Consider the following 12364-nt stretch of genomic DNA (forward strand, 5'->3'; position numbering starts at 1 on the left):
TGTTCCCGGACTACCTTTTCTGGCCCACCGGCTTCGCAGGCATACCTTCCATGTTCCCGACCGATCCCGTCTCCAATCTCGCTGCCCTCATTCGCTGCCCCTCCGTCACACCCGCCGAGGGAGGCGCGCTGACGACTCTTGAAGCCATGCTGGCACCGGTCGGCTTCAAGGTCGACCGGGTCGTGGCGAAGGAACCCGGAACGCCCGACATCGAAAACCTTTATGCCCGGATCGGAGGCGACGGACCGCATCTGATGTTCGCCGGTCACACCGATGTGGTGCCGGTCGGCGACGAGGCCGCCTGGAGTCGACCGCCCTTCTCCGCCGCGATCGCCGAAGGTGAAATGTACGGACGCGGCGCAGTCGACATGAAGGGCGGCATTGCCTGTTTCGTGGCGGCCGTCGCCCGCCATATCGAGAAGCATGGCGCGCCTAAGGGCTCGATCTCCTTCCTCATCACCGGCGACGAGGAAGGCCCGGCGATCAACGGCACGGTGAAGCTCCTCGAATGGGCGGCGGCAAGGGGCGAGCGCTGGGACGCCTGTCTCGTCGGCGAGCCGACCAATCCGGACGGCATCGGCGACATGATCAAGATCGGCCGGCGCGGGTCGCTCTCCGGCCGGATCACCGTTCACGGCGTCCAGGGCCACGCGGCCTATCCGCATCTTGCGGACAATCCGGTGCGCAGCATCCTGCAGTTCGCAAAGGCCCTGATGGACCCGCCCTTCGACGACGGAACGGAAAATTTCCAGCCTTCGAACCTCGAAGTCACGACCATCGACGTGGGCAATTCCGCGGTCAACGTCATTCCCGCGAGGGCGAGCGCCGCCTTCAACATCCGGTTCAACGACCGCTGGACGGCCGAAAGCCTGATGGCGGAGATCGTCGCGCGTCTCGACCGCGCAGCAGCCGACAGCGCGCTGAGGCCCGGCCGCGCTCCGGCCAGATACGAAATCGTCTGGAACGAGCGTCCGAGCCATGTCTTCCTGACGCGCAACAACGCGCTCATCGATTCGCTTTCAGGTGCCGTGGAGGCCGTCACCGGGCGGCAGCCGCAGCTGTCGACCACCGGCGGCAGCATCGGACGCGCGCTTCATCAAGGACTATTGCCCGGTCGTCGAATTCGGCCTCGTCGGCAAGACCATGCACATGGTCGACGAACGCGTCGCCCTTGCCGATCTCGAAACCCTGACCGGGATCTACGAAACCTTCATCGCCCGCTGGTTCGGTCATGCCGCTGCTTGAGGAAGTCCTTGTCTATATCAAGGGGCTGTGGCTGCTGATCCAGGGCAACCACGAAGGCTATCGCTGGCTGGACATCAGCGAGAGCGGGTTGTGGCGCTCCTTCACGGCGATCCTCTGGACGCTGCCGGCGCTGGCCGTCGGCTGGGCCTCATGGCGGCTCTATTATCTCTCGGTGATGCCGACCGGCACGACAGTCGGCATCGGCTTCTTCGGGAAGCTTCTCGCCGTCGATCTCGTGAGCTGGCTGCTGCCGATCGTGCTGATTGCCGTCCTCTCGCGCCCGCTCGGCTTTTCCGTCCTGGTGGTGCCGGTAATCGTCACGACCAATTGGCTCCAGGTCCCGTTGACCTATGCCATGGCGGTTCCGGCCGCGTTGCTGCTGGTCATACCCGGCAGCGCCGGTATGGCAGCCCTGTTGTGGCTTCTGCTGCTCGTCGCCAGCTCCGCGCTGCTCTTCCGCCTCTTGCGGACCGTTACCGCCAAGCAGAACCTGCTCGCCGCCGCCCTTGCCGCGATCTTTCTGCTGTCACCGCTGATGATCATGCAGTTCCTGCAGCGCCTGCTCGGCTTGATGCCGGGTTGAGCGGCGGCGTTCGTGAAAGCCCCTCATCCGCCTGCCGGCACCTTCTCCCCATATGATGGGGAGAAGGGACAAGCGGCATGCTCTTCGCGCTCCGTGCAGCCGCTTGCGTGAAAGGTGAACCGAGCGAGCGCCGCTTGTCCCTTCGCCCCGCGTGCGGGGAGAAGGTGGCCGGCAGGCCGGATGAGGGGCTGCTGTTTCCAGCTAGTAATCCACCCGCATGAAGTAAAGCCCGTCCGGCGGGGCGACCGGGCCGCACGCCTTGCGGTCCCGTGCTTCGAGTGCGGTCTGCAGGTCATCCGGCGTCCATTTGCCCTCGCCCACGAGCTTCAGGGAGCCCGCGAAGGAACGGATCTGGTTGTGGAGAAAGCTTTGTGCCGTGGCGCGGATTTCGATGAGCTCGCCCACACGCGTCACGTCCAGCCGGTCGAGCGTGCGCAAGGGGCTCGTCGCCTGACAGTGGGCCGAGCGGAAGGTGGTGAAATCGTGATGGCCGACGAGGCGCTGCGCCGCCTCGTGCATTGCGTCGTGATCGAGCGGCTTCGGCACCCACCAGGCGCGCCGCGCCTCCAGCGCCAGTGGCGACCGGCGGGAAACGATCCGATAGAGATAATGCCGGCGGATTGCAGAGAAACGCGCATCGAAACCGCCGGGGGCTTCCGCGACATCGAGGATCGACACCCGCTCGCCGGCGAGCGCCAGATGCGCGTTGAGGGCGTTTTGCAGCGTGTACGACTTCCACTCGCGCGTGAGATCGAGATGCGCCACCTGCCCGCTGGCATGAACGCCGGAATCGGTGCGCCCGGCGCCGCGGATCGAGACCGTCTCGCGGGTGAGCGACAGGACCGCCTTCTCGATCGCGCCCTGGATCGAGGGACCGTTGTCCTGCCTCTGCCAGCCGACATAATCGGAACCGTCATATTCGACGGTCAGGCGATAGCGGGGCATCAGGCGATCCTCGCGCCGGCAGCGATGGGCGTGCCGCGCAGGAAATCGGCCGAGGCGAGCGCCTTGCCGCCCGCACGCTGCAATCTCGTCAGCCGCACCGCGCCTTTTCCGCAGGCGATGCTGAGAGTACTATCAAGCACTTCTCCGGGAGCACCTTTCCCTTCCGACATCTCGGAGCCAAGCACCTTGACGCGTTCGTGGCGGCCGGCAATGTCGAGTTCGAACCAGGCGCCGGGAAAAGGCGAGAGGCCGCGGATATGGTTGTGCACCTCGGCCGCCGGCCGGGAGAAATCGATGCGGGTCTCTTCCTTCGAAATCTTGGCGGCATAGGCGACGCCCTCTTGCGCCTGCGGCGCGAGCGGAAGCTCGCCGGCCTCGAGCCTGGCCATGGCCTCCGTCATCAGCACCGCTCCGACCTGCATCAGCCGGTCGTGCAATTCGCCGGCCGTCATCGTCTCGTCGATCGGAACCGACTGCGCGAGAGCGACGGGGCCGGTATCGAGCCCCTTGTCCATTTTCATCACCATCATACCGGTCTCACGGTCGCCGGCCATGACCGCCCGCTGGATCGGCGCCGCCCCCCGCCAGCGCGGCAGGAGCGAGGCATGGCCGTTATAGCAGCCGAAGCGGGTGCCGGAGAGTATTTCCTCCGGCAGCAGCAGCCCGTAGGCAACGACGACCGCCACGTCCGCACCGAAATCCCGGAAGGTCTGACGGTCCGCGGCGTGCTTGAAGTTGACGGGCGTCAACACCGGAATGCCGAGGCGCTCGGCAGCCTGATGCACGGAGGATTTCTTGAGGTCGAGGCCGCGCCGGCCGGCCGGCCGCGGCGGCTGCGTGTAGACGGCGGCGATCTCGTGACCCGCCCCGGCGAGCGCCAGGAGCGTCGGCACGGAAAATTCCGGCGTGCCCATGAAGATGATGCGAAGCGGCAAGTGGCGGCCTCCGTCTCTTTCGATTGCCCGTGAGCGGGCGGCGCTCCAGCTCGAACGCGGCCGCGACGCTAGATCACGATGTTTCAGGCCGGGTCGACCTAAGACATGAACGGATCAGATCGCCTTTGCGCCGCGCGTCTTGGCCGCCTTGGTGAACCTGCGAATCACCATATCTCGCTTGAGCTTGGAGATGTAATCGATGAACAGGACGCCGTTCAGATGGTCGATCTCGTGCTGCAGGCAGGTGGCGAGCAGGCCCTCGGCCTCGACCGCCTGTTCCTTGCCCTCGCGATCGACATACTCGACCGTGATCGCGGCGGGTCGCTCGACCTCGGCGTAATAGTCGGGGATCGAAAGGCAGCCTTCCTCATAGACCGAACGCTCCTCGGACGAGCGGACGACCTTCGGATTGATGAAGACGAGCGGCTGTTTCTCCTCTCCCTCCTTCGTCACATCCAGAACCAGGAGGCGCTTCGGCACGCCGATCTGTATCGCGGCGAGACCGATGCCCGGCGCGTCGTACATGGTTTCCAGCATATCGTCGGCGAGCCGGCGAATATCGGCGTCAATGGTCTCCACCGGTGTCGACACCTGGCGCAGAACCGGATCGGGAAGAATGATGAGCGGCTTGATCGTCATGTCGATCCCCATAGCCGATCTTTCCCTCGACGCGCAAGAAAATTGCCATTGCGAAACCCGTGGCGCTCCAAGTGGGAACGACCGGCACGCGAAAATGTATGTTCTCGTTTTGATCTGGTTTTCGCACGCGAATCTGTTAGCCTGCGGCCATGGAGCCCATCCCCTTTTCCTTCGATCAGCCGCTGTTCCTCGTCGGCGCCCTGCCCGTCACGGCCGGCCACCTCGTCACAGCCGCCGCCCTTCTCGTGGTGCTGTTCTCGGCCATTATGGTGCGGCGCGCCCGTTCGGCTCGCGCGATCGACCGCGAAGAGCAAATGTCGGCGCTCATCGCGGCGCAGACGGAGATGCAGGGACGGATCGCCGCCATGACCGAGGTGCTGGGCGCCCGGCAGGCGGAACTGAACCAGTCGCTCAGCCAACGCATCGACGGAATGACGCATCGCATCGGCGCCTCGATCAGCGAGCAGACGAAGGCGACGCACGAAAATCTGCGGCGGCTCCAGGAGCGGCTCGCGGTGATCGACAACGCGCAGAACAACATCCAGTCGCTCGCCAAGGATATGGCCGGGCTGCAGAGCATCCTCGCCAACAAGCAGACGCGCGGCGCCTTCGGACAGTCGCGCATGGAGGCGATCGTCGCCGACGGCCTGCCGATGGGCGCCTTCGCCTTCCAGGCGACGCTTTCCAACGGCGCGCGGCCGGACTGCACCATCCGCATGCCGAACGGCCAGCCGCCGCTGGTCATCGACGCGAAGTTTCCGCTCGAGGCCTGGAATTCCATGAGGGACGCGGCCAGCGCCGAACGGCGGCAACAGGCCGCGCAGGCGTTCCGCCGCGACATGGAGGTGCATATCCGCGATATCTCCGGCAAATATCTCCTGCCGGGCGAGACCCAGGATACGGCCTTCCTCTTCGTTCCTTCCGAATCGATCTTCGCCGAAATCCATGAGCATTTCGAAGCGATCGTCCAGAAGGCGCACCGCCAGCGGATCGTCATCGTCTCTCCGTCGCTCCTGCTCCTCTCGATCCAGGTCATCCAGGCGATCCTGAAAGACGCCCGCATGCGTGAGCAGGCCCACCTGATCCAGGGCGAAGTCGTACGGCTGATGGAAGATCTCTCGCGTCTCGATGAGCGCGTACGCAAGCTCCAGGGCCATTTCGCCATGACGCAGAAGGATGTCGAGGACATCCTGATCTCCTCGGACAAGCTGACCCGTCGGGGCGCCAAGATCGAGGCGCTCGAGCTGCAGGCCGAGGGCGATCCGAGACAGGGCGAAAAGCCGGGCGACGGCAGCGGGCGCCCGATGGACGGGCGCATAGGGCAATTGAAGCTGAGAGTGGTTGACGAGGACTGACGGCGTCGGGCACTCTCCGGCAAATGCGTGTGTCGCCCGAAACCCTGCAGCGGTTTGGAATGACGACAGGCGAAAAACAAAGAAGCCGACGGGACGCCTCCACATGATCACTGTTTTTGGATCCATCAACATGGATCTGATCGCCACCACCGCACGCCTTCCGAAGCCCGGCGAAACTGTTGCCGGAATGGACTTTTCCACTGCGGCGGGTGGCAAGGGCGCAAACCAGGCGCTCGCGGCGCGCCGCGCCGGCGCCTCGGTGCGCATGGCAGGTGCCGTCGGCTCCGACGCCTTCGCCGAGGGCGCGCTGGCGCTGCTCAAGGAGGCCGGCACCGATCTCGATCTGACGAAGACCGTCGGCGAGCCGACCGGCACGGCACATATCATCGTCGGCGGCGACGGCGAAAACGTCATCGTTGTGGTCGCCAGCGCCAATGCACGCGTGAGCGAGGACGACGCCGCGAACGCCGTTGCAAGAATGTCTGCTGCCGACACGCTGATGCTGCAGCTCGAAATTCCAGCCGCCTCGGTGGAGAAGGCACTCTCCGAAGCAAAACGGCGCGGCGTCCGATCGATCATCAACATCGCGCCGCTGACGCCGGATGCGGCGCGCCTCGGCCGCACGGCCGATATCGTCATTGCCAACGAGACCGAGTTCGAGCTGCTCGCCGGCAAAGCGGGCATCGCCGGCGCCGAGCGGGAAGAGGCTATGAAGGGGCTGCACGCCGAGACCCGCCAGACCGTGATCGTAACGCTTGGCGCGGAGGGCGTGGTGGCGATTCACGAAGGCGAACTCCATCGCGCGAAGGGCCTCACGATCGAGCCCGTCGATACGGTCGGGGCCGGAGATACCTTCTGCGGCTATCTCGCCGCCGGCCTCGACGCCGGCCTCGCCTTTTCCGAGGCGCTCCGCCGCGCCGCGGTTGCGGGATCGCTGGCCTGCCTCAAGCCCGGCGCGCAGCCCTCGATACCGCTTGCCGCCGACGTCGCCGCCCGGCTCTGACGCACCTTCCAGGAAAGTGTGCCACCGTTTTCCGTCCGGAAGCGCACAGGTTCAGACTGTTTCAGTGTTTCCATGAAACATTGAAACGCGCTGGAAGACCGTGAGATAAGCGCCCGCCGGCAAGGCCGCCGCGCAAATCCTGCCGCTTGAACCCGGAATCAGGTGCGGCGTTGGCCGTATTTTAATCTTTGATCGTCTAATCAGGTCAGCGAGAAGGCCAGCTCCGGTTCGGCCGCTCCTCCATGCCGGTCGGCATCTGGCGCTCCATGAGGGAGCTTCACCCACAGTTCCGAATATGTCGCGCCGCGGGTTCAGCACCTGCGGACCTCTCAGTGCGTGAGGATTTCATGTTCAAGTTCCAAGCCAGATCGCTGGCGACAAAATTGATCGCGGTGACGGGAGGCACGATCGCCCTCGTGCTGCTCGCGTCGAATTACGTGCTTATCTCCCAGACGCGGGACCGTGTCGAAACGCTGGTCTTCGACGGCGCGAAGACGGAAGCGCGGGCGATCGCGGCCGACATCGCGGGAAGCGTCGGCGAACTTGCCGCCGCCGCGCGGACCATGTCGGGCGTTCTCGGGCGCGGCCATGCCGGACAGTCCACCGACCGCGCAGGCGCAATCAATCTCCTGAAGGCCAACCTGGAGCAGCATGGCTTTGCCTTCGGCAGCTGGTTCGCCGAAGAGCCCAAGGCCTATGACGGGAAGGACGTCGTCGACAACACGGAGCTTGGCGGCAATGCCGACGGTGCGTTCACGCCCTATTGGTCCAAGGACCGCAACGGAAATATCCAGCTCTCGACGTTCAAGGCCGATTATGCGGCCGAGTGGTACGGCCTCGCGGCGAAAAGCGGCAAGGGCGCCATCACCCAGCCATATCTCGCCGAGGGCACCGATGTCCCGACCACGATGACGTCGATCGCCTATCCCGTCATGTCGAACGGCAGAATGATCGGCGTTTCGGGTGTCGATATTTCGCTCGCCGCACTCGCCGACCGTCTCTCGGCGGTCAAGCCTTTCGGCTCCGGCCGGGTCTACCTGCTGTCGCAGAGCGGCAAGTGGCTCGCCGCACCCATCCCCGAACTGCTGATGAAGGAATATGACGGCGAAGGCGCCGAGTTGGTGAAAGACGCCCTTTCCGCCGGCACGCCCCGCATGATCGAGAACCTGACTTACGACGGTAACGAGCCTTTCGACCGTGTGGTCTATCCTTTCAGCCTGCCCGACGTGAGCGCGCAATGGCTGGTTCTGGTCGATGTTCCGCGCTCAGCCATCAATGCGCCGGTACGCGATCAGACCTATATGATGATCGTCGGCGGTCTGATCGTCCTCGGCGCGGTGCTCGCCGGCCTCTATTTCGCCGTTCGCCGCTTCGTCCAGAAGCCGCTTGCCGGCCTCGTGGGCGACGTCGAGACGCTCAGCAACGGAGAATATACCCGGCCGATTTCCGGTCAGGAACGCTCCGACGAGACAGGCGCCGTCGCCAGGTCGCTCGAGGGCTTCCGTCACCAGCTCGCCGACAACAGGCGGCTCGAAAGCGAGGCACGTCACGAGAGAGAGCAGGCCGAACTCGAACGCGGACGTTCGGAAAACGAACGCACCGAGGCCAGCGCTCTGCAGCGCGACATCGTCGCACGTCTCGGCAAGGCCCTGTCGCATCTCTCCGCCGGCGACCTCGCCTTCCGCCTTACCGGCGACTTCCCCGGCGAATACGCCCAGCTGAAACGCGATTTCAACGCGACGATGGAGAGCCTCGAAGAGACGATCCGCACCGTCAACCACTCTGTCGTCAATATCGGCAGCGGCACCAGCGAGATCTCAGGCGCCGCCAACGACCTGTCGCATCGGACGGAACAGCAGGCAGCAAGTCTCGAGGAGACCGCGGCCGCCCTTGACGAACTGACCTCGCAGGTGAACGCCAGCGCCGAAAACGCCAAGGTCGCCGCGAAATCCGTCGAGGTCGCAAGCAGCGACGCGGAACAGTCCGGCGAGGTGGTGCAGAAGGCGATCGCCGCCATGAATGGCATCGAGCAGTCGTCGCATGAAGTCAGCCGGATCATCGGCGTCATCGATGAAATCGCCTTCCAGACCAACCTTCTGGCGCTCAATGCCGGGGTCGAGGCCGCCCGCGCCGGCGATGCCGGCAAGGGCTTCGCGGTCGTCGCACAGGAGGTCCGCGAACTCGCGCAGCGCTCTGCCAATGCCGCAAAGGAAATCAAGACGCTGATCAATACATCGGCGGGCCAGGTTCGCGAGGGCGTCGACCTCGTGGGCAAGGCAGGCGGCGCGCTCGAGAAGATCGCCGAGCAGGTGGTGCAGATCAACGGGCTCATCCGCCAGATCTCAAGCTCCGCCTCGGAGCAGGCGGTGGGCCTCAAGGAGATCAATTCCGCCGTCAATCAGATGGACCAGGTGACACAGCAAAACGCTGCCATGGTGGAAGAGACGACGGCCGCCAGCATGGCGCTGAACGACGAGGCTCGCGCCTTAAGCGCGCTGGTCGCCCGTTTCCAGATCGCCCCGCAGGCGGTGCAGACCCAGGCCCCGGCCGAAATGCTGCGCGGTACGGCCGAGCGGATGCGTGCGGCTGCCCCCGCGGAAAATCGTCCCGCCCAGGCGCCGCGCAGTGCCGCCTACTCGAATTCGACTCAAAAGGTGCTTGCCAAAACATCCGGCGCCAATGCGCTCGCGCAGGACAACTGGGAAGAATTCTGATCGCGGCCCGCACCGGCTGCAAGACGGCGTCCGATCCTCATCGGGCGCCGTCGTCTTTTCCGGGCAAGGCGTACATGGCTCTCAGAGACGGGCCAACCGCTCGATCAAGAGCTCGAAGAAGCCCTCGTCGTCGATGTGCCGCATGACCTTGGCGTTGTGCGCCCGGCCGGTGACCTGCCACCAGTCGACCACGGTCATGCCCGTGGTGAGCGGAGACGCCGTTTCGATCTCGACGTTGCAGTCCCGCCCTGTGAATAGCTCCGGCCGCAGGATATAGGCGATCACGGTCGGATCGTGCAGCGGCCCGCCGTCGGTGCCGTATTTCTCGATGTCGAAACGCTCGAAAAATTCCAGCATCTCGGCAAGGGCCGCTGCCGCCGGGTTGCCGATCGCGCGGATTTTCTCCACGCGAACCTTCCGTGTCAGAACGCGATGGGTGACATCGAGGGGCATCATCACGATCGGGATGCCGGAGCGGAAGACGATCTCGGCTGCCTCCGGATCGACATAGATGTTGAATTCCGCCGCAGGCGTTATGTTGCCGCCCTCGAAGAAGCCACCGCCCATCATCACGAGCTCGCGTATCGAAGGCGCGATTTCCGGAGCCTTCGTCAAGGCCAGCGCGATATTCGTCAGCGGTCCGAGCGTACAAAGCGTCACGGCGCCCGGCGCCTCCGCACGCAGCGTTTCGACGATGAAGTCGACGGCGTGCTGCTCTTGAAGCGGCATCGTCGGCTCGTCGAGCGCAGGGCCATCGAGCCCCGTCTTCCCGTGCACGTGCTCGGCCGTGACGAGCGGGCGGGCGACCGGCCGCTCGGCACCTGCGAAGATCTTCACGTCGGTCCTGTTGCAGAGCTCGCAGACGATGCGGGCATTGCGGGCCGTCAGTGTCAGCGGAACATTGCCGGCAACCGCGGTGATGCCGAGGACCTCGATTTCCTCCGGGCTGCCGAGGGCCAGCATGATTGCCGCCGCGTCGTCCTGGCCCGGATCCGTGTCGATGATGATTTTTCTTGCGCTTGACACTTTTCATCTCCCTGCAGGACCGTCGCTCTCAAGTCAGAGACTATGATTTGCGCGGCCTGCGGAGGCAAGCCGCTTGCACTCACTGCACACAGCCACCATATTGCAGGCAGGATGCTGCTTGGCAGGTCCGACACATGGTCGCTTGAGCTGCAAGGGCTTGGAGAATGAGCAGAATAACGCCTTTTACGAGCCCGCTTCTGGTGGGTTTCGACAGCATGGAAAAGACCCTTGAGCGCATCGCGAAGGGCAATGACGGCTATCCCCCTACAATATAGAGCGAATTCGCGGCGATTCTGCCGCCGACGCGCCGGAACGCCTGCGCATAACGCTCGCGGTCGCGGGCTTCTCGGAGGAAGACCTCGACGTGACGACCGAGGAAAACCAGCTCGTGATCCGCGGCCGTCAGATCGAGACCGGCGAAAGGGAATATCTGCATCGGGGCATCGCCGCCCGGCAGTTCCAGCGGACCTTCGTGCTGGCCGATGGAATGCAGGTTCTCGGCGCGGAATTGCGCAACGGCCTCCTTGCGGTGGACCTGGTGCGCCCCGAGCCCGCCCGTATGGTAAAGAAAATTAATATTTCGGTCCCAGAATAGGATAACCGGCGAGATTTTTTCCTGCGCCGGCGACCACGGAGCATGACCATGGGACTGAAAGCCATCGACACATCGCTGTCGAAGAACGACCTTGCGCATCTTGGCGCAGGCGAGGTCGGCTATATCCGCAAGATGCGTTCTGAGGAGGTCTCCCGTTGCTTTCCGGAAGCGCCCGAGATGGGGCCTGGAATCGATCTGTGGGCCCTGTTCGGCGCCGATGGAACGCCTATCCTGCTGACGGACAACCGCTCCAGCACCTTCTTCAAGGCGGCGGAAGACGACCTTCGCACCGTCACTTTGCATTGAGCGGGTAAGAATTGCCCCTCTCCTCGCAGACGGAGAGGGGACTTAGGCAGCGGCCGCGAATCCCCTTCGCCCCGCGCGCGGGAAAAGGTGGCCGGCAGGTCGGATGAGGGGCCAACTCCAGACGCCCGGTTCACCTACGCCGAAAGGTCAGATAGGCCGAACTGCGCCCTTCCCGGCGGGCCTTGGCTTCGTAGCGCGTGCTCGGCCATCCGGCGAAAGGCGTCAGCCAGTCGGCCGCTGTCTCCGCCGTCCATTCGAAAGCCGCGTGGTCGCGGCAATGGATGAGCGTCCAGTTGATATAGCTGTCGATGTCCGAGGCAAAGCAGAAGACGCCGCCCGGCTTCAGGATGCGTGCGAAGCGGTCGAGATTGACCGCGGAGACGAAACGCCGCTTCCAGTGCTTCCGCTTCGGCCATGGATCGGGATAAAGCAGGTCGATCTGGTCGACGGATGCCGCCGGCAGCCAATCCAGCACCTGCGTCGCGTCGTCATCGTAGAGGCGGACGTTCCTGATCGCCTTCGCCTCGATCTGCCCGAGCAGCTTCGCCATCGAATTGACGAAGGGCTCCACCCCGATGAAGCCGGTCGCCGGGTCTTCCGCAGCACGGTGGATCAGGTGCTCTCCGCCGCCGAAGCCGATCTCCAGGCGGATTCTTTCGACGGGCTCGGGAAAAAGGGCCGTCAGATCGGCCGGAGCCGGCTTCTCGAGATCGAGCTTCAAAAGGGGCAGCAGGTGTTCGAGATGGGCCGCCTGGCGCTCCCGCAAGGGCTTGCCCTTGCGGCGGCCGAAGAAAGCCTCCGTTGCTCTGGCACCGCGCGTTTCGGTCATGTCGTTCTTCCCATAGATGAAGCAGGCTGCGGGTAGAGGACGCACATCGTTTTCCTCATCCAGCTCCGCATCCATGATTTCCGATCGAGCCAAGCCCGAAATCACAATGAAGGAGGCGGACGCTCCTCTCCGGAGCGCCCGCCTGACTGTTGCCACGGCTGATAACAGGCGGCTGCGATATCTTCAATA

At 64.4% G+C, this 12364-nt stretch carries 10 protein-coding genes and 2 pseudogenes; 7 read left to right on the plus strand and 5 right to left on the minus strand.

All coding sequences use genetic code 11. The features are described 5' to 3' along the window. The first annotated feature begins 50 nt into the window (after positions 1-50). Together dapE and N0Q91_RS15825 are read left to right on the plus strand one after the other, a co-directional pair. Positions 51-1245: pseudogene (gene dapE / locus N0Q91_RS15820) on the plus strand (succinyl-diaminopimelate desuccinylase). After that, positions 1232-1828, plus strand: coding sequence for a hypothetical protein (locus tag N0Q91_RS15825; protein ID WP_018094024.1), 597 nt, complete (start codon positions 1232-1234; stop codon positions 1826-1828). The pseudogene dapE and the gene N0Q91_RS15825 overlap by 14 nt, the downstream one beginning before the upstream one ends. Before the next feature lie 201 nt (positions 1829-2029). Here the strand turns inward: N0Q91_RS15825 and truA are convergent, their stop codons facing one another. The 3 genes from truA to def form a co-directional block, all read right to left on the minus strand. After that, entirely contained in the window at positions 2030-2773 is a 744-nt protein-coding gene (gene truA, locus N0Q91_RS15830; RefSeq protein WP_275596880.1) for a tRNA pseudouridine(38-40) synthase TruA, read from the minus strand. After that, positions 2773-3708, minus strand: a complete 936-nt coding sequence (gene fmt, locus N0Q91_RS15835; protein ID WP_275596881.1) for a methionyl-tRNA formyltransferase — start codon at positions 3706-3708, stop codon at positions 2773-2775. Before fmt ends, truA begins: the two co-directional genes overlap by 1 nt. A 114-nt stretch (positions 3709-3822) precedes the next feature. After that, a complete protein-coding gene (gene def, locus N0Q91_RS15840; protein WP_003527648.1) occupies positions 3823-4347 on the minus strand; it encodes a peptide deformylase in 525 nt (174 codons plus the stop codon). Positions 4348-4496: 149 nt separating this feature from the next. On the opposite strand from def, the gene N0Q91_RS15845 reads away from it, so the two are divergent. The 3 genes from N0Q91_RS15845 (at position 4497) to N0Q91_RS15855 (ending at position 9419) form a co-directional block, all read left to right on the plus strand. Further along, on the plus strand, positions 4497-5702 hold the full coding sequence (locus N0Q91_RS15845; protein ID WP_275596882.1) for a DNA recombination protein RmuC: 1206 nt from the start codon (positions 4497-4499) through the stop codon (positions 5700-5702). 103 nt (positions 5703-5805) lie between these two features. Then, positions 5806-6705 carry a ribokinase gene (locus tag N0Q91_RS15850; RefSeq protein ID WP_275596883.1) on the plus strand — a complete coding sequence of 300 codons (900 nt, stop codon included), beginning with the start codon at positions 5806-5808 and terminating at the stop codon, positions 6703-6705. A 347-nt stretch (positions 6706-7052) separates the two neighbouring features. Further along, positions 7053-9419 carry a methyl-accepting chemotaxis protein gene (locus tag N0Q91_RS15855; RefSeq protein WP_275596884.1) on the plus strand — a complete coding sequence of 789 codons (2367 nt, stop codon included), beginning with the start codon at positions 7053-7055 and terminating at the stop codon, positions 9417-9419. Positions 9420-9500: 81 nt separating this feature from the next. On the opposite strand, the gene N0Q91_RS15860 is transcribed toward N0Q91_RS15855, so the two are convergent. Continuing rightward, on the minus strand, positions 9501-10445 hold the full coding sequence (locus N0Q91_RS15860; RefSeq protein WP_018094018.1) for a nucleoside hydrolase: 945 nt from the start codon (positions 10443-10445) through the stop codon (positions 9501-9503). A 164-nt stretch (positions 10446-10609) separates the two neighbouring features. Here N0Q91_RS15860 and N0Q91_RS15865 point away from each other — a divergent pair. Beyond that, positions 10610-11040, plus strand: a pseudogene (locus tag N0Q91_RS15865) (Hsp20 family protein). A gap of 48 nt (positions 11041-11088) precedes the next feature. Continuing rightward, on the plus strand, positions 11089-11346 hold the full coding sequence (locus tag N0Q91_RS15870) for a BQ00720 family protein (RefSeq protein WP_275596885.1): 258 nt from the start codon (positions 11089-11091) through the stop codon (positions 11344-11346). A 130-nt stretch (positions 11347-11476) separates the two neighbouring features. On the opposite strand, the gene trmB is transcribed toward N0Q91_RS15870, so the two are convergent. Next, positions 11477-12175, minus strand: coding sequence for a tRNA (guanine(46)-N(7))-methyltransferase TrmB (trmB, locus tag N0Q91_RS15875; protein WP_275596886.1), 699 nt, complete (start codon positions 12173-12175; stop codon positions 11477-11479). Between the last annotated feature and the right edge of the window lie 189 nt (positions 12176-12364).

Source organism: Sinorhizobium prairiense, from assembly GCF_029201645.2.
GTDB classification, from domain to species: domain Bacteria; phylum Pseudomonadota; class Alphaproteobacteria; order Rhizobiales; family Rhizobiaceae; genus Sinorhizobium; species Sinorhizobium meliloti_A.

Bases quoted from the DNA above. Each gene is read 5' to 3' on its own strand.
- truA (WP_275596880.1), bottom strand. From the start codon at position 2,773: ATGCCCCGCTATCGCCTGACCGTCGAATATGACGGTTCCGATTATGTC.
- N0Q91_RS15845 (WP_275596882.1), top strand. From the start codon at position 4,497: ATGGAGCCCATCCCCTTTTCCTTCGATCAGCCGCTGTTCCTCGTCGGC.
- N0Q91_RS15825 (WP_018094024.1), top strand. From the start codon at position 1,232: ATGCCGCTGCTTGAGGAAGTCCTTGTCTATATCAAGGGGCTGTGGCTG.
- def (WP_003527648.1), bottom strand. From the start codon at position 4,347: ATGACGATCAAGCCGCTCATCATTCTTCCCGATCCGGTTCTGCGCCAG.
- trmB (WP_275596886.1), bottom strand. From the start codon at position 12,175: ATGACCGAAACGCGCGGTGCCAGAGCAACGGAGGCTTTCTTCGGCCGC.
- N0Q91_RS15855 (WP_275596884.1), top strand. From the start codon at position 7,053: ATGTTCAAGTTCCAAGCCAGATCGCTGGCGACAAAATTGATCGCGGTG.
- N0Q91_RS15850 (WP_275596883.1), top strand. From the start codon at position 5,806: ATGATCACTGTTTTTGGATCCATCAACATGGATCTGATCGCCACCACC.
- N0Q91_RS15870 (WP_275596885.1), top strand. From the start codon at position 11,089: ATGGGACTGAAAGCCATCGACACATCGCTGTCGAAGAACGACCTTGCG.